Source organism: Campylobacter sputorum subsp. sputorum (assembly GCF_008245005.1).
Taxonomy (GTDB): domain Bacteria; phylum Campylobacterota; class Campylobacteria; order Campylobacterales; family Campylobacteraceae; genus Campylobacter_F; species Campylobacter_F sputorum.
The window spans coordinates 567,958-588,607 of sequence record NZ_CP043427.1 but is presented as its reverse complement, the minus strand read 5'-3'; the positions used below and the strand labels follow the sequence as shown (position 1 = coordinate 588,607).

13 protein-coding genes and 1 pseudogene are annotated in these 20,650 nt (G+C 29.7%); 3 read left to right on the top strand and 11 right to left on the bottom strand.

The annotated features are described in order from the left end of the window. Nucleotides 1–49 precede the first annotated feature (49 nt). The 3 genes from CSPT_RS02920 to htpG all read right to left on the bottom strand — a co-directional run bounded on the left by CSPT_RS02920 (nucleotide 50) and on the right by htpG (nucleotide 3,817). The gene (locus CSPT_RS02920) at nucleotides 50–1,096 is read right to left on the bottom strand and encodes a type II asparaginase (RefSeq protein WP_089182227.1); all 1,047 of its coding nucleotides are present in this window, start codon (nucleotides 1,094–1,096) and stop codon (nucleotides 50–52) included. A gap of 106 nt (nucleotides 1,097–1,202) precedes the next feature. Beyond that, complete coding sequence (locus CSPT_RS02915) at nucleotides 1,203–1,922, bottom strand: thioredoxin domain-containing protein (RefSeq protein WP_089182226.1); 720 nt, start codon at nucleotides 1,920–1,922, stop codon at nucleotides 1,203–1,205. 53 nt (nucleotides 1,923–1,975) lie between these two features. Further along, the gene (gene htpG / locus CSPT_RS02910) at nucleotides 1,976–3,817 is read right to left on the bottom strand and encodes a molecular chaperone HtpG (protein ID WP_089182225.1); all 1,842 of its coding nucleotides are present in this window, start codon (nucleotides 3,815–3,817) and stop codon (nucleotides 1,976–1,978) included. Nucleotides 3,818–4,010: 193 nt separating this feature from the next. Between htpG and rseP the strand changes: the two genes are divergently transcribed. Genes rseP through CSPT_RS02895 form a run of 3 tightly spaced genes read left to right on the top strand, consistent with a single transcriptional unit; the run spans nucleotide 4,011 to nucleotide 6,549 of the window. Beyond that, complete coding sequence (gene rseP, locus CSPT_RS02905; protein WP_089182224.1) at nucleotides 4,011–5,123, top strand: RIP metalloprotease RseP; 1,113 nt, start codon at nucleotides 4,011–4,013, stop codon at nucleotides 5,121–5,123. Continuing rightward, entirely contained in the window at nucleotides 5,123–5,779 is a 657-nt protein-coding gene (locus tag CSPT_RS02900) for a YggS family pyridoxal phosphate-dependent enzyme (RefSeq protein WP_089182223.1), read from the top strand. Before rseP ends, CSPT_RS02900 begins: the two co-directional genes overlap by 1 nt. Beyond that, on the top strand, nucleotides 5,776–6,549 hold the full coding sequence (locus CSPT_RS02895) for a 3'(2'),5'-bisphosphate nucleotidase CysQ family protein (protein WP_089182222.1): 774 nt from the start codon (nucleotides 5,776–5,778) through the stop codon (nucleotides 6,547–6,549). The genes CSPT_RS02900 and CSPT_RS02895 overlap by 4 nt, the downstream gene beginning before the upstream one ends. Here CSPT_RS02895 and CSPT_RS02890 read toward each other — a convergent pair. From CSPT_RS02890 to CSPT_RS02855, 8 genes and pseudogenes are all read right to left on the bottom strand, one after another. Beyond that, nucleotides 6,542–8,290 (bottom strand): sodium:solute symporter family transporter, encoded by a 1,749-nt coding sequence (locus tag CSPT_RS02890; protein WP_089182221.1) that lies wholly within the window; start codon nucleotides 8,288–8,290, stop codon nucleotides 6,542–6,544. The genes CSPT_RS02895 and CSPT_RS02890 overlap by 8 nt on opposite strands. 27 nt (nucleotides 8,291–8,317) lie before the next feature. Continuing rightward, nucleotides 8,318–11,770, bottom strand: coding sequence for a bifunctional proline dehydrogenase/L-glutamate gamma-semialdehyde dehydrogenase (locus CSPT_RS02885; protein WP_089182220.1), 3,453 nt, complete (start codon nucleotides 11,768–11,770; stop codon nucleotides 8,318–8,320). 95 nt (nucleotides 11,771–11,865) lie between these two features. After that, on the bottom strand, nucleotides 11,866–13,668 hold the full coding sequence (locus CSPT_RS02880; RefSeq protein ID WP_089182219.1) for a dynamin family protein: 1,803 nt from the start codon (nucleotides 13,666–13,668) through the stop codon (nucleotides 11,866–11,868). Continuing rightward, nucleotides 13,662–15,752: a dynamin family protein gene (locus tag CSPT_RS02875; RefSeq protein WP_089182218.1), complete on the bottom strand. Its 2,091-nt coding sequence runs from the start codon at nucleotides 15,750–15,752 to the stop codon at nucleotides 13,662–13,664. The genes CSPT_RS02880 and CSPT_RS02875 overlap by 7 nt, the downstream gene beginning before the upstream one ends. 89 nt (nucleotides 15,753–15,841) lie before the next feature. Continuing rightward, on the bottom strand, nucleotides 15,842–16,561 hold the full coding sequence (locus CSPT_RS02870) for a fumarate reductase iron-sulfur subunit (protein ID WP_089182217.1): 720 nt from the start codon (nucleotides 16,559–16,561) through the stop codon (nucleotides 15,842–15,844). Further along, nucleotides 16,554–18,542: a fumarate reductase flavoprotein subunit gene (locus tag CSPT_RS02865; RefSeq protein WP_089182216.1), complete on the bottom strand. Its 1,989-nt coding sequence runs from the start codon at nucleotides 18,540–18,542 to the stop codon at nucleotides 16,554–16,556. Before CSPT_RS02865 ends, CSPT_RS02870 begins: the two co-directional genes overlap by 8 nt. 24 nt (nucleotides 18,543–18,566) lie before the next feature. Further along, a pseudogene (locus tag CSPT_RS02860) lies at nucleotides 18,567–19,274 on the bottom strand (fumarate reductase cytochrome b subunit); the annotation flags it as partial. A 173-nt stretch (nucleotides 19,275–19,447) separates the two neighbouring features. Continuing rightward, nucleotides 19,448–20,641, bottom strand: coding sequence for an MFS transporter (locus tag CSPT_RS02855; RefSeq protein WP_089182214.1), 1,194 nt, complete (start codon nucleotides 20,639–20,641; stop codon nucleotides 19,448–19,450). Between the last annotated feature and the right edge of the window lie 9 nt (nucleotides 20,642–20,650).

Genomic DNA, 20,650 nt, shown 5'->3' with positions numbered 1-20,650 from the left:
CAAAATTGGATTAATAACTGTTTATAAGGGCGAATTTTCGCCCTTAATTTTAGTAGATTTTAAACATCTCTTGTATTTTATTTACATCGTTTGTTTTTGTTAATGCAAGCATTAAAAGAACTCTAGATTTTTGCGGATTTAAGCTATCGGCTGTAACAAAACCTAATTTCTTATCGTCAACTTCCGCACCAACACTTGTTGAGCCAGAACCAACCCTAGAACTTCTTACAACTACAACTCCTTGTTTTGCTGCATTTGCTAGAGCATCTTGAACACTTGTTGAAGGATTTCCATTTCCCATACCTGCTAAAACTATACCTTTTGCACCATTTTTAACAGCTAAATTTATAAAATCAGCACTATCATTTGCATAAGCATAAACGATCTCTACTTTTGGTAATTTATCTAATTTTGATACATCAAATTCGCTATCAACGCTGTGTTTTCTAGCAGGAGTCAAAAGATAATCAACTATACCATAATTTACTGAGCCTATTTTACCAGAGTTTGGAGATTTGAATGTAGCAACATTTGTAGTATTTGTTTTTGTTACTTCCCTTGCAGCATGAATCTCATCATTCATAGCAACCAAAGCACCTTTATTCATACTAGCTTTATCCATAGCAACATTTACAGCATTATAGATATTTAATGGACCATCAGCACTTAGTGAAGTTCCTGATCTCATAGCGCCAACAAAAACAACAGGTTTTTTGCTCTTCAAAGTTAAACTTAAAAAGTATGAAGTTGCTTCCATAGTATCAGTTCCGTGCGTAATAACAATACCATCAACATCATTTCTTTTCAATAATTCATTTACTCTTTTTGAAAGCTTTAGCCAAATTTCGTTATTCATATCTTGAGAGCCTATATTTGAAATTTGCTCACCTTTTATATTTGCTATTTCATTTATCTGAGGAACTGCAGCTATTAGTTTATCAACTGTAACAGTTCCTGATTTATAATTACCAGATAGTGCACTATCACCACCCCCTGCTATAGTTCCGCCCGTGGCAAGTATGTAAATTGTAGGTTTTGCAAAAACCATAGAAGCTCCTAAGCACACAACAAGTGCGGCAACTTTAAGTAATTTCATATATTACACTCCTAAAAATTAAGATATTATTAGTAATTAAAACTAATTTTCGAGCATAATTATAACATAAAATTTAAATTTCAAATTTAATTTTAAAAATTTATTTTTATTTATCTATCTCAAACATAAAAGGCACGCTCTTTACAAGTCCTTTTGAGAAAATTTTCTTAGCATCAAAAAATACTTTTTGCACCTGTTCATCACTAGCCATATCATCAGTTACAGCAGTATTTGTATCATAATATTTGCTTATTAAATCTATAAAAGCTTTTTGGTTTGATGGATCAATACTTTTTGATCTCTCAAGCATAATAGCTGACTTTATAAAAGCACTTTTTCCATGAACTGGTGCAAAAATAATCTTTAAATTTGCATTTCTAAGGTATTTTACAAGTCTATCCATCTCTTTTTTGCAATACGGACACTCCGGATCTGTTATCATATAAATTGTTTTTTTATTATCTTTATAAAAAGAATTTATACTTATAAATCTATCTTGCGGGATAGTTTTTAGTATCTCAAAAACTTCTTTTTGAACTTTATCTTCTATAAATTCAACCTTTTGATCGTAAAGCTTTTTATCATTTTTATCTTTTAAAAAAGCATTTTTTACATAAAAGAAATTTTTACCACTATCATCGCTTATTATGATATCTTTTTGATTGCTAGTTTTATCCATCAAAACTACTAAATTTGATTTAGGTATAGAATTTAGCTTGTCAACAGAAACTACATCGTAAGTTGGAAAAAGATTTTTTAAATTTTTTTCTAATTCGCCACCATTTAAAATCACGCTTAAACATAAAATAAAAAATATGTTTTTCATAATAGCCCTCATAAATTTAATTATAAGGGCTATTTTAGCATAATTTGAGTTTTTTATAAAGCTTTTAGTATTACTTTTGAAAGTATTTTAGCAAATTCATTTGGATTTGTTATATTCATACCTTCACTAATCTTAGCCATATTTAAAAGTAAATTTGAGATATCATTTATCATGATTTGATTTTCTTTAAGTTTTAAAAATATTTCATGATTTGGATTTATTTCAAGTATAGGTTTTATTTCAGGCACATTTTGTCCCATCTGTTTTAACATCTGTTGTGTTGCAAAATCTGGGTCATTTTTATCATAAACCAAACAAGCTGGAGAATCTTTAAGCCTTGAAGTTACTTTTACATCTTTAATTTCATCTTTTAAACATTCTTTTAATTTTACTACAAGTTCTGCGTATTTACTCTCATCAATCTTCTCATCTAAACTAACCTCATCATCAGCATTTTGCACAGGTTTTATAGGTGTTTTATCATATTCGTACACCATTGGCATAACAATGCTATCTATCTCATCATCACAAATCAATACTTCTATATTTTTTTCATTAAATGCTTCAAGAAGTGGTGAGTTTTTAAGCATTTTCTCATCTTTGCCTGTTATGAAATATATAGATTTTTGATCTTTTTTCATAGCGTCTTTGTATTCTTTAAGCGTGATATATCCATCTCTTGAGCTTGATTTAAACAGAGTTAAATTTAATATATCGTCTTTGTTTGCACCAAATCCATATAACCCTTCTTTTAAAACTTTACCAAAAAGTTTATAAAATTTAATGTATTTTTCTCTATCATTTTTAAGAAGTTTTTCTAACTCGCTATAAATTTTCTTAACACTTGCTTCTTTTACGCTTCTCATTATAATGTTATCTTGTAAAATTTCTCGACTTACATTTAAAGGCAAATCTTCAACATCGATTATACCTTTTACAAATCTTAAATGTGTAGGTAAAAGCTCTTTTTCATCATCTGTTATAAAAACTCTTTTTACATATAATTTTACGCCACTTTGATAATCAACTCTAAAAAGATCAAAAGGCTCAACACTTGGAACATAAAATAGCGTTGTGTATTCTATCTTGCCTTCTGCTTTTGTATGAATATACATAAGTGGATCTGTGCTATCGTGAGAAATTTGTTTATAAAACTCATTATAATCTTCTTCTTTTAATGAACTTTTGCTCATTTGCCAAAGAGCACTAGCTTTGTTTATTTGAGTATTTTTGCTCTCATAATGCCCTTCTTTTTCGCCATCTTTTGGTGCTATCCATTCCTCTTTGTCCATAAAAATAGGATAAGGAATGTGATTTGAGTATTTCTTTATAATACCCTCTAATCTATATGTTTCTAAAAACTCATCATCATTTAAATATAGTTTTATAGATGTTCCATGCGTTTCTTTTGAAGCTTTTTTTATCTCATAATTTTTAGCGTCACTACTCCATTCATAAGCTTCATCATTTAATGCTTTTTTGCTAGTTACTTCTATTTTAGAAGCCACCATAAAAGCTGAGTAAAAGCCTACACCAAACTGGCCTATGAGATTTGAATCTTTTTTAGCATCACCGCTTATTTGACTTAAAAAACCTTTAGTTCCACTTCTTGCAATGGTTCCAAGATTATTTATAAGTTCATTTTCATCCATTCCTATACCATTATCACTTATGATTAGAGTTTTTGCCTCTTTATCTACAGAAATTTCTATCTTTGGAGTGTAATTAAGAGATTTATATTTATCGTCTGTTAAAGTTAGATAATTTAACTTATCTAGAGCGTCGCTTGCATTTGATATAAGCTCTCTTAAAAATATCTCTTTGTTTGAATAAAGAGAGTGAATCATCAAATTTAAAAGATCATTTACTTCTGTTTGAAATTCGTGTTTTGACATTTGTATTCCTTTGAAATTTTTAGCAGATTATACCAAAGATTGACAAAAATTGCAATATAATGAGAAAATATAGTTAGAAAACTTGATAGTAATTATATCAATTTAAAAAATATTTATTTAATTTTTGCCAGTTAATGCTAAATTTATTAAAAAATGATAAATTTATATATTATTTTTTAGTAGGATATAAACTTTGAAAAGCATACTTTTTACACTAACTATTTTATTATTAGGTTTTTGGCATTATGGGGCTAATTTCTTAGCAACTATACTAATAATCTCATTTTTGATATTTTTTCATGAGCTTGGGCATTTTTTAGCAGCAAAAAAGCTTGGTGTTCATATAAATGTTTTTAGTATAGGCTTTGGAGAAAAGATATTTTCAAAAAAAATCAAAGACACTACTTATTGTATAAGTGCAATACCTCTTGGTGGGTATGTGCAATTAAAAGGTCAAGATGATACAAATCCAAACATAAGAAGCGATGATCCAGATAGCTATAACTCTCTTTCGCCGCTTGGGCGAATTTTCATACTGGCTGCAGGTCCGTTTTTTAACATATTTTTGGCATTCTTACTATACATAGCATTAGGACATATAGGTGTGCAAAAATTAGCTCCGGTTGTAGGTAGTGTGCTTGAAAACTCGTCAGCACTTAGTGCAAATATACAAAAAGGCGATAAAATTTTAGCCATAGATGGCATAGAAGTTAAAGAGTGGAACGATATTAGCAAACTGGTTACACCAAATCCTATGCATATAAATATACAAAGAAATGGTATTATTTTAGATGTTTTACTAACACCAAAGATAGGCAAAACCTATACTATATTTAAAGAAGAAATTCAAAAACCTCTAATTGGCATTTCTCCAAGTGGCGAACTTACTACACTTTATCACACTGGTTTAAGCTCAATAAGTTACGCACTAGATGAAACCCTGCAAGCATCAAAGCTTATTTTTCTTAGCCTAGAAAAACTTATAGTTGGCGTTGTGCCAATTAAAGAGTTAGGCGGCATAGTTGCAATGAGTGATATTACTTCAAAAGCTGCTAGCATTAGCCTTTCGGCACTGCTTATAATCACGGCTTTGATATCTGTAAATTTAGGCATATTAAATCTTTTTCCAATCCCGGCACTTGATGGTGGACATATACTTTTTAATGCTTATGAACTTATATTTAAAAAACCAGTTTCGCAAAAAGTATTTTCAATGCTAACTTATGGCGGGATGGCTTTTTTGTTTGCCCTTATGGCATTTACAATCATGAATGATATTTTTCGTTTAGCGGGAGGTTATAACTAATGAATTACCAAGAAATTTTAGAAAAAATTCAAAATACAAAAGATAAATTTAGCCAACATAACGAAATAAAATTAATAGCAGTAAGCAAATATGTAACATCAAATGAAATTATAAATTTATATAATCAAGGTCAAATTGAATTTGGCGAAAACAAAGTTCAAGATTTAAACAAAAAGATGAGTGAACTTCAAAACTATGATATCAAATGGCATTTTATAGGCTCGCTTCAAAGCAATAAAATAAATCAACTCATTTCGCTACGCCCTACACTCTGGCAAAGTTGCAATTCGCTTGAACTTGCAAAAAAAGTTGATAAAAGATTAGATTACAAACTAGATACACTTCTTGAGATAAATGTAGCAAACGAAGATACTAAAAGCGGAATTGATACAAATAAAGCACTCGAAGAATATTTGCAAATTCAACAAGAATGTAAAAATCTAAATATGTGCGGTGTTATGAGTATAGGTGCAAATAGCGATGATGTAAATTTAGTAAGAAAAAGTTTTGAAGATACATATAAAATTTATGAAAAACTAAAATCAAACGGAGCTAAAATTTGCTCTATGGGAATGAGTAGCGATTTTGAACTAGCTATAAAATGTGGCTCAAATATGCTAAGACTTGGAACAATACTTTTTAAAGATATGAGATGAAAAGTGAATTAAATTTAGCCATAAAAGCAGCAAAACTAGCCTCACAAAAAATTATGTGGTACAGAAAAAATGGATTTAGTAAATATAAAAAAACAGATGGAAGTATAGTAACTGATGCAGATATTGCGGCAAATGAGATTATAGTAAAAATGCTAGAACAAACAGGTATTGGCATATGTTCTGAAGAGATTGATAATGCAGATAAAAATAGCGACACTTTTTGGTTAATTGATCCTCTTGATGGCACATCTCATTTTGTAAAAGGCGAAAATGAGTTTTGTATATTAATAGCACTTATAAAAAACAATAGACCCATCTTAGGCATAATTTATTTGCCAATGTATGATAATTTTATGAGTTGTGATGGGAAAGAAGTTTATATAAATGATGAAAAATTAAATAAATTTAGAGTTGATATATCTCCAAATATTATGCTTTTAGGTAGCCAAAAAGAGCGTATAACAACAATGAAACAAGATATCATAGATAAATTTAAAACAGAAATCATTCATATTGGCTCTGGCATTAAGTTTTATAAACTTGCACTTGGAAATGCCGGAATTTTTTTGAGAAATAGAATTTCGCATTCTTGGGATATCGCGGTAGGCGATTTGATGGTAAATGCAAGTGGCGGCATAATGGTAAATTCAAAAAATGGGGAATTTTTGAAATATAACACACCAAAATTAAAAAATGAACCATATATAGCACTAAGCAGAGAAAATGCCCATAATATCGAGCATTTTCTAAAACTTTTAAAAACTATTTAATATTTTCCATCATAGTATCAAAAGCTTTTTTAGTTCCTTCTCTTGCTGGTTGAGTTAAACTAACAAGGACTATAACCACACTAGCTGCTAAAAATCCGGGGATTATCTCATAAAGAGGTAAATTTAAAGCTTCAGATAAGTAATTTTTCCATACAACCACAACCACAGCCCCAGTAATCATACCAAATATCGCACCAAGCCTTGTCATTCTTCTCCAAAACAAAGAAAACACTATAACACTACCAAAACTTGCACCAAATCCAGCCCAAGCATAAGAAACTATATTTAAGATACTTGAGTTTTTATCAAAAGATATGATAAAAGCAATTAGCGAAACTAGCAAAACTCCGCCTCTACTTAGTATCATCACTTGTTTTTCAGATGCATCTTTTTTAAATACTCTTCTATAAAAATCTTCTGCTATTGTTGAACTTGACACCAAAAGTTGAGAACTTGCGGTGCTCATAATAGCAGCTAAAATAGCACTTAAAAGCACTCCAGCTACCCATGGATTAAAAAGAAGTTGGCTCATTACGATAAATATTTTTTCTGGATCTTGCAAACTAAGGTTAAATTTATTTATATAAGCAATTCCCAAAAGCCCCATTGCACAAGTTGCAAATAAACTAATAAACATCCAAGAAATACCAACACTTGTTGCTACTTTTATATCTTTTACTGAGCGAATTGACATAAATCTAACCGATATATGAGGTTGACCAAAATATCCAAGCCCCCAAGCAAAAGCTGAAATTATGCTAATTATAGAAACACCATCAAACAAAGTAAGTCTATTTTGTGTAATTTTTTGTTTTTTTAATAAATTTAAAAGATTTTTCAAAGCAACTTTATCGTTTGAATTTACTGCATTATCTAAATTTTGTATAAACTCTTTTACATCGATATTTTTACCTTTATTTACTATTTGCATATCTTTTGCATTTAAAAATGCTGATTTTATATCATCTATATCTTGTTTTATGGTATTTATATCGCCATTTTCCATTTTTTGTATAATTTGAGGTATGTTTTTTTGATATAGTGCTATTTGAGTTCTAGAATCATCTGAATTTTTTATGTATTTTATAGCTTCACCAAAACCGCCTATTTGATAAAGCATTACAATAGCTACAACAACCAAGGCACCCATCATCAAAAGTCCTTGCACAAGATCTGTCCAGCAAACAGCCTTATATCCGCCAAAAAATGTATAAACAACTATAATGACCGTTCCTGTTATCAATGCGTTATAATACTCAAGACCAAATGTTGCTTCAAAAAGTTTTGCCCCTCCAACTAATCCACTTGATATATAAATTGTAAAAAATATAAGTATAACAATAGCACATATAACTCTTAAAATATGGCTATCATCACTAAATCTAGTCTCAAAATAATCAGGAATAGTAATAGAATTATCAATCACACTAGTATAAATCCTTAGCCTTTTTGCTACAAACATCCAGTTTAATGTAGCACCAACAGTTAATCCTATGGCTATATTTGCTTCTATTAAACCACCTGCATATAAAGCCCCTGGCAACCCCATCAAAAGCCAACCGCTCATATCGCTAGCTCCAGCACTAAGTGCTGAAACTACCGGACCCATAGAGCGACTTCCTAAAAAATAATCCTCTGCTGTTTTATTTTGATTATAAAAATAAAAACCTATTGCTAACATTCCCAAAGAATATATAACAAAAGTTACAGCTATTGGTAAGCTTATGTCTACTGATTCCATATTGTTCCTTTTTTGTTTATTTTATGCTCATTTGAAATCTAGTGCTCTAGCACCTAAATTTCCATATCTATGAAACGACACGCTTGTTGATTTTTCATTATAATAATACAGCAACTCAAAGCGACCATTTAAAAGAGGTTTATTTCTTATAATAATCTTTGCCAAAGCACTTGCTTTTTTATAAATTTCATTACAATCTCCATGATATCTAATTCGTTCATAATCTTTAAAATCAGCCTCTTTGACAAACTCTATTCCAAAAATATCTTTATATTGTTTTATAAATTTGATATCTTCATTTTCATCTTTATAGCTTATAGCTGTTTTTACGCCAGAAACCTTGGCAGCAATTAAAACAAGAAGTATATCTTTTAAGCTATCTTTTTCATCAACTATATATAAAAGCGATTTTATCTTTTTATAAGCAAATAAATTATCCTCTCCCCTTACAGAAATATACTCTTTTTCTTTACTAAACTCATTTTCATAGTGATAAACATAGCTTTTTGCGGCATTTAATGTATCTTTATCTATATTTAAAGATGCAAGAGCAGTTGTAAATTCATTTTCTTTTAAATTTACATCTACTTCATCTTGCGATATATCCAAAAACTGAGTTATATAGTTATAAATTCCAACCTTCCTACCATATCCTACGGCAGATTTTTTAACACCGCCAAAAGGTTGGCGAAGAACTATCGCTCCTGTTGTTGGCTTATTTATATAGATATTTCCAACTTCAATATTTTCTTTATAATACTCCCACTCTTTTTCATCAAGGCTTTCTAACGCTCCTGTTAAACCATAGCCAGTTGAGTTTGCTATATCTATGGCATCTTTTAAATCATTTGCCCTCATAACGGTTAAAACAGGTGTGAAAAGCTCACTCATATGAGTAAAATCTCCTTTTTTTGTGCCATATTTTATGCAAGGCTTCATTATAAACTCATTATTGTTTATAAACTCAGGCTTTAACGCCCATGATTCATAATCTTTTAATTCGCTTAAAGCTTTTTTAACTTTATCGCTCGGCTTATCTGCCAGTGTGCCAATTTTATTTTTAAACTCAAATGGATCTCCAGTAGCCATTGAAGAAGCTGCATCAACCAAAGTATTTTTAAAATTCTCATCATCATAAACCTCATCTTCAAGTATAAGAAATGATGTAGCTGAGCATTTTTGTCCAGAGTTTGAAAAAGCTGAGTGGATTATATTTTTTATAGCACTATCTCTATCTGCTGCTTTTGTTACGATAGTTGCATTTTTACCGCCAGTTTCAGCACTCAAAACAATTTTAGGATTTTCTTTTAAGATATTATAAGCTGTATCTTCGCCACCAGTTAATACACAAAATTTAACCAAATCATCTTTTAACAAACACTCGCTTACCATTTTACCTTTTGTTGGTAAGTATATAAGTGCGTCTTTTGGAATGCCGGCTTCCCAAAACATCTTACAAATTTCATATCCGGTTACGCTACTTAATGAAGATGGCTTAAATATCACTCTATTTCCAGCAGCAAGTGGTCCAACTATCGTTCCAACAGGAATTCCTATAGGAAAATTCCAAGGAGATATCGTTACACTAATGCCTTTTGGTTTAAATTTAGTTTTTGGATTTTGCTTTTGAAGAACTCTAAGAGAGTGTGGATAAAATTCTATAAAATCTATCGCTTCGCTTATCTCAGGGTCAATTTCTCCAAAAGTTTTTCCAACTTCAAGAGCTGCTATACCTAAAAGCTCGCCTCTTTTTGCTCTAAAAATTTCAGCTGCTTTGCTTAAAATTTGATATATTTCCTCAAAACTAAGCTCACTATATTTAGAGTTTTTAGCCATATCTAAAGCCTCAGATATACCTTGCTTACTGGCTAAACCTATCTTTGCTATGAGTTTATCGTTAATTTTATTTCTTACTTCCAAAATCTCATCACTATGCAAAGCTTTATTTCCCATAGCAGATATCTCTACTGCGTCTAAATTTGTATATTTTTCTTTTATCAAATTTGCTAATTTTCTATTATTTTGCAAAACAAAATCAGTATCTGATTCATTAACAAAAATATCAGTTTTAGATATTTCACTTTTTATCACAGGCTCTAATCTATTTTGTTTTCTTCTAGGGGTATTATCTAATGCTTCAATACCTTTAAGAGAATTTAAAAATATCTCTTTTTGAATTTCCCAGTTTTCATCGCCAACTTTAAGATCAAAAAAGTATCTCATGAAATTATCTTTGGCTGTATTTTCATCAAGTCTTCTCACAAGATAAGCTATGGCATTATTAAAATGCTCTTTATCACAAATCGGTGCGTATAATATAAGCTCATGAAGTTTGCTAAGCTCAAAACTTGTTTGCAAACTCATACCCTCTAACATCTCAAAAGTAAAACTATCAAGAGCATTTGATTGAGATATGAGAGTATAAGCGTGAGCTATTTCAAATATATTATGGCTTGCAATACCGATATTTATATATTTATAACGCTCATTTTCTAGTATAAAATAAAGCATTTTTTTGTAATTCGAATCAGTATCTACTTTTTTATCAAATGTAGGAAGAGCCCAGCCTTTTTGAGACGCAACAGTTTCTTCTGCTTCCATATTTGCACCTTTTACAAAGCGAATTTTTATAGGCTTACCGCCATTTTCAACTCTTTGTTTTGAAAACTCAAAAAGATCTTGTAGATATTTAAAACTATCTGGAATGTAGGCTTGTAAAACAATACCCGCTTGATAATCTGGATATTTTGATATAGCCTCTTTAAAAGCCTCTGAAGTTAGCTCAAGATCTCTATACTCCTCCATATCCAAGTTTATAAATTTAGACATATTTTGTCTCTTTTGCTCACTAATGGCCAATTCGTATAAATGCGATAATCTTTTTACTATCTCTTTTTTAGAATAATCAAAATCAATAATGTTTATTTGAGAAAATATGGTTGTTATTTTTATAGAAATATAACTTATAAAATCAGATTTTATCGCCTCTTCATACTTTTTAATTCTAAAAGCAGCCTCTCCTTCTCCCAAAACTTCTTCGCCGATAAGATTTACATTTAAAGTGATATTTTCCCTTCTTCTGTTTTCTATATGCGGTTTTAAAACGCTACTATTTGCATCTAAAACCATATCTTTTGTATCTTGCCTTATATGATCTATAAAAAATGGCACACTTATACTAGGCACTAACTTTCCAAAATTTAAAAAAGCAAACAATAAAAATTTCTCATAAGGACTAAAAAAGTCAGCAACTCCGTATTTATCAAAAGTTTTCTTTATCAAATCAAAACATTTTGATGAATCTTTTGATCTAAAACTTCTATCAAGAAGTTCAATTAGCATAACTTTATTTTTGGGATTTACAAGTAGTTTTTTCATTTTTTCATGAAAAGATTTCTCTTTTTGACTTATGCTGCTATTTACTTTATTTTGAAGTTCTTCTGCTAATTTTAAAGAATTTAAAACAACATCTTGTTTCATATTTTTTTCCTTTTAAACTAAATTTTAAAAAATATAGCAAAAGGAATTTTAAAAATATTATAAGTTTTTATATTAATATTTTTTTAAAAGTAAGCTTATAATATAGATTTTAAGCCATTTAGATAGTTAATATTATCTAAATTCTTATTTTTTAGTGAATTTATGTAATCTAAATTTTTATTACTAATGATTACAAATTTACTCATCAAATCATCTACATTCTTTTTTATAAAAGTTTTGTTTCCTATAAAATCATTTTCAAACTCAAAATAGTTCAAATTTATCAAAATTCTAGATAAAATTTCCTCTTTTTTTGGATAATAAAGACTAAAAGTAACTGGGTCGCTCTCGTAATCAGAGATAAATCTTTGAATTTTATCAGATAAAAACCAAACGCTTTGTTTTATGGCACTCTCATAATTTGTAGCTATTTTTATGGTGATTTTATCGAAAAATAGATCGTTTTTTTCATTAAATTCAAAAACAGCTTTTTGATAATCATTAAAAAACAACGATACAACTTCACTTGCAAATTTTCTTATATAAGCAAATTCTACATCTGAGTGCAAATTATGGTTTTTTCTTATGCTTTCAAATTCCCCTTTATACATCAGTATCTCATTTTTAAACTCATCAAGCAAAATATCGATATCAGCTTTTATTTTCTCATGAAAAGAGTTTAGTTTCAGTCTAAATTTTTTAAAAATTTTACTTAGCTTATCGTCTGAATATATAAGAGAAGATAAGACTTTATCGCTATTTAAAGTTGGGGCTGTATAGACAATTTTTCTAATTTTTGAGCCAATTATATTTTTTTCTTCTACAAAATAAGCTCTTTTTTCATCTTCTATATAAGTTGAAATTTCATCACTTACTAGGTTTGCAATATCTTTTACTTGTGCATAAAAACTCATAAATTCTTTTAAATAGTCTATTAAAAGTGTCTGTATTTTTTTATCAAAATTAAATAAAAAATTATCCAAAATAGATGAAAGTTTTTCATAAATTTTAATAAAATACCCATACTGATCTTGTAAATTTACATTGATTAGCTCAAGTTCGTTTTTTATAAAGCACTCTTTTTTATTTACGATATCTTTACTCAAAAACTCTTTTACTTCTACAAAACCGGAGTTCTCTTCATTTTTTAACTCCATTTTTGACGATATTGCTAAAATTGTATCAAATACTTTGCCATAAACGGATTTTGAGTGTATTAATACATTTTCTATCTCTTCTTTTGTTAGTTTATCCTTTTGATTTAGCAAACAAATAGAGTTTTTTCTTAAATTTTGCGGTATGAGATTTAGTTCTTCAAGCTCACTCTTTCTGCCGGCATTATCAATCAAAGTTATCCATATAATAGCTCCAACTTTATTTAAAATATCCATTGTCTCGCTAGTATCTGCATCGCTTATAGAATTAAGTCCGGGTGTATCGACAAAAGTAATGTATTTTAAAATTTCACTATTTGAGTAAATGCTTAAAAACTTCACATCCCTCATCTCTTTTCTTTGATCTACAAATTCTCCTAAAATACTTACGTCCATATACTCTTCTCTATTATCATTATATGTTGCTTTTAACATAGGAAAAGAGTTGTATTTTATAAAAGTTGGCTTTGCAGTTACTGGCACAACCCCCGTTGGTAAAATGTCAAACCCAAGAAGTGCATTTAAAAAAGTGGATTTTCCGCTACTAAACTGACCTATTACAGCTATTTGCATAGGCTCATACAAAAGTACATTAAGAGAGTTTAGCCTCAAACAAAGCTCAGAACTTGGGTGCAGTTTTGGCTCAAGCAAATGTGCTTTATAATTTTTAAATTTCCCTTCAAAATCACTTTTAAAACTTAGAATATAACGCTGTTTATACTCTTTTATAAATTCTTCTAACACCCGTTTATCCTTGTGCTAAGCATATTTATCAAATCAAGATTTTGCTTTATTTTTTGCATATCATAAAGCGAATTTTTAGATGTATTATTTATGTTAGAAATTCTATCTTTTAATAATAAAATTTTTTCTTCTAGAAAATTTTTTTTGATATTTATAGCATTTTCAAAATATATCTTAAAATCTTTTGTATAGTTATCAATGAGTTTTAATAAAGATTTTTTTATATCCAAAAAAGATAAAAACTCATCAAAAAGATTTTGGATATCATTTTGCATATTTGAACTTTTTGTTTTTATTATGCTTGAAAGCTTCGAATTTAATAAAATATAATCAGGCTTTCTAAAGTTCTCATCAAGATAATTTTTTATATCAAAAAAGCCTATTTTACTATCATCAAAAGAGTTTATTTTAAGTGAAATTTGCTTAGAAATATTTTCCATATCTTTTGATACATTAAATTTAATATCTCTAAAAAGATCTAAAAGTAAATCATCAAACCCGCCTTTTACTATGTTAAAAATACGATCAAAATCCACTTTTTTTCTATTTTTATTTGCGTATTGTATATCGCTTATAACTCTATCTTTTAAAATAATTGAAATATTTTTTATGTGCGAAAATGCTGATAAATTTGAATAATCAAGCTTTTTAAGATTTTTATTTAATAGTAAATTTACCTGATTTATATCATTTTTTAATATATCTGTTTCTTGCTCTAGTTGCAAAATTTCCTCACTAAATTTAGCATCATCACAACTCATCATACTAAACTCACGCTCAAGTTCATCTTTTATATATGAGATTACATTATTTAGCTCTTTTTTATAATTAGATAAAATCATATTTGATTTTAAGCTTTTTTCTCCAAAAAGCATTGTATAAAGATAATTTTTTATATCTTCTATACCATTTTTGTTTATACCATTAATGGCGAAAAATTTGATATTATTTACCAAAGACAGATCATAACCATCATCTTGGAGTTCTTTTGTAACACTATCTTTTGTATATTTTATAACATCATTTAACTCATATTTGTCAAGCAAATCAATATGAGTTAAAACTATCATAAAATTATTTGCTTTGCCATAAGCCAAAAAGTTTTTTATAAAGCTAATATCTTTTTTTGTAACGCTTTGAGCTGCATTCATAAGATGAATCACAAAATCACTCTCATGCATAAATTTCTTAGTTAGCTCCTCTCTAAGCACTATAGCATCATCAAGACCAGGAGTATCTACTATACAAATACCATCTTTTAAAATATCAGCACAAACCCCGATCTCTACCATCTTTACAAATTTACTAATATTTTCTTTCGCGGTTGTATAATTTTTAAGCTCATCAATACTAACACACAAATCTTGCCTTGCTTGAGCATTCTCAAACCCTAGCTCTTTTAACTCATTTTCATTCCAAAATTTAACTTTTGCATAAGACTCATTAGAAAATTTTAAAAAACTAAGATTAGCAGTTTCTGGTATATTTGCTGTTCCTAAAACATTAAAATCCAGCAAAGAATTTAGCATAGTGGATTTTCCGGCATTTATAATACCAGTTACTGATATAAAAAATTGTGCTTGGTTTGCATTTTTAAAAGCATTTTCAAGTAAATTTATCAAATTTTTGTTTTTAGTAATGTTTTTCATCTCATAAAAACATTCATTTAAAACGCTAATATTATTATGAAAAATATCGCTTTTTTGCGTAAATTTAAATATATTTTCATCATTTATAAGTTTTAATGATTTTAAAAAATGAGTAATCTTATCTAAATAATCTATACTTATAATGCCGTTTTCATAGAGCTGTTTTAAATTTAAAATAACTTCACTTCTTGATATTTTTAAATTTTTTATAGAATTTATGATACCTATTTGTGCAAATTGAATATCATAAAGATTTGTTTTTAAATTTGAATTTTTTAAAATTGCACAAAAAGACTTTAAAGAAAGATATCTATCGTAATTTCCATCACTGCAAGATAAAAGCACAGCACTATCTTTTGAATTAAAACCAAGCTCTACTGAGTTATCTATATAAAGCTTATTTATCCCCCAAATTTCGCTTAAAAAAGCATCCATAAATTTCCCTGTCAATATAAATGTGATTATTTTATCAAAAGATAGTAAGAATATAACTTAAGCAAGGATAAATCCTTGCTTAAAAGTAGTTATTTTACGCTAGCTAGTTTTCTTCTCATATAAGCTATTTTGCTTTGAAGAGGAAGGTGTTTAGGGCAGTTATCTTCACATCCAAGTAAAGACATACAACCAAAAATACCATTATCATCGCCAACTAATTCATAAAAATCCTCATCAGTTCTTTCATCTAAAGGATCTAGTTTAAATCTTGCAATCCTATTTAATCCAACAGCACCTATAAAATCTTCTCTCATTATCGCAGTTCCGCAACTTGCAACACAAATTCCACACTCTACACATCTATCTAATTCAAATGTCTCTTGTGCGGCTGCTGGATCAACTTTTTCTTCCATCTTTGAGATATCAGTTGTCTTGCTTGAATGCACCCAACTCTCAACTCTTTTATTCATAGCAGCCATCCATTCGCCAGTATTTACACTCAAATCTTTTATGAGTTTAAACGCAGGCATTGGCATAAGCTCTATAATGCCATCTGGATAGTCTTTTGTAAGAGTTCTACAAGCAAGTTTAGGAACACCATTTACAACCATTCCACAACTTCCACAAATTCCAGCTCTACATACAAAGTCAAAACTAAGATCAGGATCAAATTTCTCTCTTATTACATTTAAGGCTACATATAGTGTCATTCCACTTGTTTCTTCAAGCTCATATGTAGCAAAATGAGGTTTTGAAATTTTACTAAGTGGATTGTATTTAAATGCTTTTATGGTTATTTTTCTACTCATTGCCAACTCCTACTCTTTGGTTTGGTTGTTTAAATTTAGGTTGAAGTTCATAATGCATTAATGCTTCTTGAATTTCTTGACGAGATTTGCCTTGTGCTTGCATATCTTCACGAATTTTATCAACTTGTGCTTGTCTTTGTTCGCTAAGTGGATTTTCTATGATATTTCCTTTTGCACCATAGCCTCTAAATGCTGGCGGCATCTCCATTTTCATAATATCTAGATCTTCATAACTTATAGTTGGCATTGTATCGCCTTCTTTCCAAGTTGCTAGAGTTCTTTTTAGCCAATTTAAATCATCTCTTTTTGGATAATCTTCTCTATAATGTGCTCCTCTACTTTCTGTTCTAAGAAGTGCACCATATGCAACACAAAGAGCAAGTTTTATCATCTTTGGAGTTCTGTAAGCATCTTCAAGTTCTGGATTTCCAAATTTTTCTTTATTTTTTACATTTATATCTAAAGATTGTTTATAAAGCTCTTCAAGCTCATTTACAGCCTTTTGTAAGCCTTCGCCTGTTCTAAAAATAGCAACATGTTCCCACATTATATCTTTCATTTTATTTTTTATCTCATAAACACCATACTTGCCATTTTTACTTAAAAGCTCATTTATATAATTTTCTTCTTTTGTTACAAAAGATTGAACAAACTCTGTATTTATATCTATTTCATGACTTTTACAAAAATCAGCAAAATAATCCCCCACTATCATTCCAGCTACAACTGTTTCTGAAACTGAGTTTCCGCCAAGTCTATTAAATCCGTGCATATCCCAACAAGCTGCTTCACCTGCACTAAATAGACCTTTTAAAGTTTGACTCTCTCCTGTTGGTTTTACTCTAATTCCACCCATTGAATAATGCTGCATTGGTAAAACAGGTGCCCAACCTTTTGGACCTTCATCAGCTGGATCAATGCCATTAAAAATTTGACAAATTTCTTGAACATCTCTTAAATTTGTCTCAATATGAGCTCTACCAAGAATGCTTATATCAAGCCATAAATGCTCTCCGTAAGGACTTTTTACACCTTTACCATTTCTAATATGTTCCATCATCCTTCTTGAAACAACATCTCTACTTGCTAATTCTTTTTTCTCAGGCTCATAATCAGGCATAAAGCGATACCCATCAACATCTCTTAATATACCACCATCTCCACGACATCCTTCAGTTAGCAAAATTCCGCTTGGAACAATAGGAGTTGGGTGAAATTGAACGGCCTCCATATTTCCAAGTTGCGCTATACCTGTTTCAAGAGCTATTGCAGCCCCTATCCCCTCACAATTTACAGCATTTGTTGTATGTTTATAAATTCTGCCATATCCACCTGTTGCTATAAGTGTTCCACGAGCCACATAAGCTTCTATTCTGCCATCTATAAGATCTCTTACTATAGCACCATAACAGCGATTATCTTTGTGTATTAAAGCAATAGCTTCTTTCCTATCTCTTATATCAACATTATGTTTTACACACTCATTTGCAACACCAAATAACATTGTATGACCTGTTGCATCAGCCGTATAACATGTTCTCCATTTTTTTGTTCCACCAAAATCTCTTGAATGGATAAGTCCATGAACTTCATCTTTTTCTTCAATAGTAGTTTTTTGTGCATTTATAACAGCACTTCTTTTTCCTTTTGTGATTCTTGTCCAAGGAACACCCCAACTAGCAAGTTCACGAATAGCTTTTGGAGCTGTTTGACAAAACATTCTAGCAACTTCTTGATCGCATCCCCAGTCGCTTCCCTTTACAGTATCAGCAAAATGCACATCTTCATTATCGCCTTCACTCATTTTAGAATTTCCTAAACTTGCTTGCATGCCGCCTTGTGCAGCAGCTGAGTGAGATCTTCTAACAGGACATAAACTTAAAACTATAGTACTATTGCCTTTATCAGCTGCTGCAACTGCTGCCCTAAGCCCAGCAAGTCCACCGCCAATAACCAACGCATCACAATATATTATTTTCATTTAACCAACCTTAAATTACATTCTTTCAAAACCAAGTTTCATAAAAGCAAGAAGTGATAAAATACCCAAAACTAAAAAGAAAATACTAATAATCCATTTTGCTTTTTTAAGTTTTTTTCTACTCTCTTTTGCATTTTTACCCTCAAACCAACCCCATTTTACACATAGTCTGTATAAACCAATAGACCCATGAAGCTCAACTGCAAAAAGTAAAACCGCATAAAAAGCCCACATAAAATGGCTTGCAACACGTATAGCAGAACCTCCATCAGCGATTTTGTCTGAATTTGTGATAATTATAATTAAATGTGCCGAGCCAAGGAAAAACATTACAAAACCAGTCACTGCTTGAACTAACCAAAGAGTTGTATCGCTGTGTTTCATACGAGACATATGAGCACGATATGCTTCCCATTGTCTAAAATTTATAGGCATTTTTCTCATTCCAAGTGCCGCATGAATAAAGAAAATAACCAAAACACAAGCTGCTAAAAAAGATGTAACATAGCTCATTGCCGAACTATCATACAAAAATCTAGCCTCTAAAATATGCACAACTGAGCTGTAAAACTCCTCGCTTACTAAAATCGTAGCAACAAAACACATATGAAGCCACATAAAAAGCCCTAAAACTAGACCTGTGCCACTTTGCAACAAATCTAATTTTGCAGGAACTCGACTTTTTTTACCATCTATAGATTTTCCAAGAAAACCCTCTATACGGCTCACCATACAGAACTCCTTTAATATTAAGTATTTAAATTATTAATTATATATCAGCTAGGCTTATTTGATGCTGAAAATATTAATAAAAATATTAATAAAAAATATAAGTTTATTTATTAAAGGAATTTTTAATAAATAAACTTATTATATTATTAAAATATATTAATAAATAGTAATTATTAATGCAAAATCTCGCTTGGATGATGAGACATAAATTTACTTCTACGCTCTTTTGGCACAACATCAACAAAATACGCAACCAAAAACAAAACTATTAATCCGACCAAATATACAAAAATAAAACCATTTTCATTAAATTTTTGCATAAAATATCCAATAATAATAGGTCCCAAAAGTGATCCAATTGAGTAATTTAGTAACAAAGTTGCACTGATTTTAGCTGCTTCGCCTTTACTACCCAAAACATCATTTGCCCTAGCAACACTAAGAGCATAAAGACAAAATATACCAAATCCTATGAAGAAAACAGAAAATTTATAAAATAATATATTTTTACTAAACAAAAACATAGCTAAAATGGATATAAAAGGTATCACACAAGCTAACATAATTGAAAATTTTCGTCCAAATTTATCTGAAAAATATCCAAAAAATAGATGCCCAAAAAAGCCACCAGCCATAGCAACAAGTAGAAATAATGAAGCATCTCTTATATCGCCTCCTGCTGATAATATAAAAACACCTGCCATAGAAAAAAATCCATTTATCAAAATACCGCCTATAAAACTTGTTACTAAGGCTAATGGAACTAAGCTAAAAATATTTGGTATAAAAATTTTCTTTTTTGGAGGAAGTTGCGGTTCTTTTATCCGAATTATATTTAAAGGAATTGATCCAATCATTATAAAAAGCGCTGAGAGAACAAAAACTTGAGATGAGCCAAGTCCCAAAGATAATAAAAGCATACCAAATGATGAAGATATATAATATATTGCTGTATAAAAACTAAAAACTCTTGAGCGAATTTCATTTCTTGATCTAGCATTTATCCAACTTTCTACAACCATACATATACTATAATATGAAAAACCAAGCATAAATCTAAGCACAGCCCATAAAATTATATTATTAGCAATGTTGTGTAGTATTGCAGATATAGCAAACAATGCAGTAAATACAGCATAAGACCTAATATAACCATAAATACTAATAAATTTATAACCAAATATAGAACTAAAAATAGCTCCAAGAAAAAAGCAAGATGTGATAATGCCTATATGAAAATCATCTATATTTATATTTTTTAACATCATACCAGCTGAATTTAAAGCTAGTGAATTTCCAACAAATATAAAAATTATAGCAACAAAAAGTGCTGTTAAAATTCTTATAGTTCTTTTTGGACTTATCACATATCTCCT

Bases quoted from the DNA above. Each gene is read 5' to 3' on its own strand.
- CSPT_RS02920 (WP_089182227.1), bottom strand. From the start codon at position 1,096: ATGAAATTACTTAAAGTTGCCGCACTTGTTGTGTGCTTAGGAGCTTCT.
- CSPT_RS02915 (WP_089182226.1), bottom strand. From the start codon at position 1,922: ATGAAAAACATATTTTTTATTTTATGTTTAAGCGTGATTTTAAATGGT.
- htpG (WP_089182225.1), bottom strand. From the start codon at position 3,817: ATGTCAAAACACGAATTTCAAACAGAAGTAAATGATCTTTTAAATTTG.
- CSPT_RS02900 (WP_089182223.1), top strand. From the start codon at position 5,123: ATGAATTACCAAGAAATTTTAGAAAAAATTCAAAATACAAAAGATAAA.
- CSPT_RS02895 (WP_089182222.1), top strand. From the start codon at position 5,776: ATGAAAAGTGAATTAAATTTAGCCATAAAAGCAGCAAAACTAGCCTCA.
- CSPT_RS02890 (WP_089182221.1), bottom strand. From the start codon at position 8,290: ATGGAATCAGTAGACATAAGCTTACCAATAGCTGTAACTTTTGTTATA.
- CSPT_RS02885 (WP_089182220.1), bottom strand. From the start codon at position 11,770: ATGAAACAAGATGTTGTTTTAAATTCTTTAAAATTAGCAGAAGAACTT.
- CSPT_RS02875 (WP_089182218.1), bottom strand. From the start codon at position 15,752: ATGGATGCTTTTTTAAGCGAAATTTGGGGGATAAATAAGCTTTATATA.
- CSPT_RS02870 (WP_089182217.1), bottom strand. From the start codon at position 16,561: ATGAGTAGAAAAATAACCATAAAAGCATTTAAATACAATCCACTTAGT.
- CSPT_RS02865 (WP_089182216.1), bottom strand. From the start codon at position 18,542: ATGAAAATAATATATTGTGATGCGTTGGTTATTGGCGGTGGACTTGCT.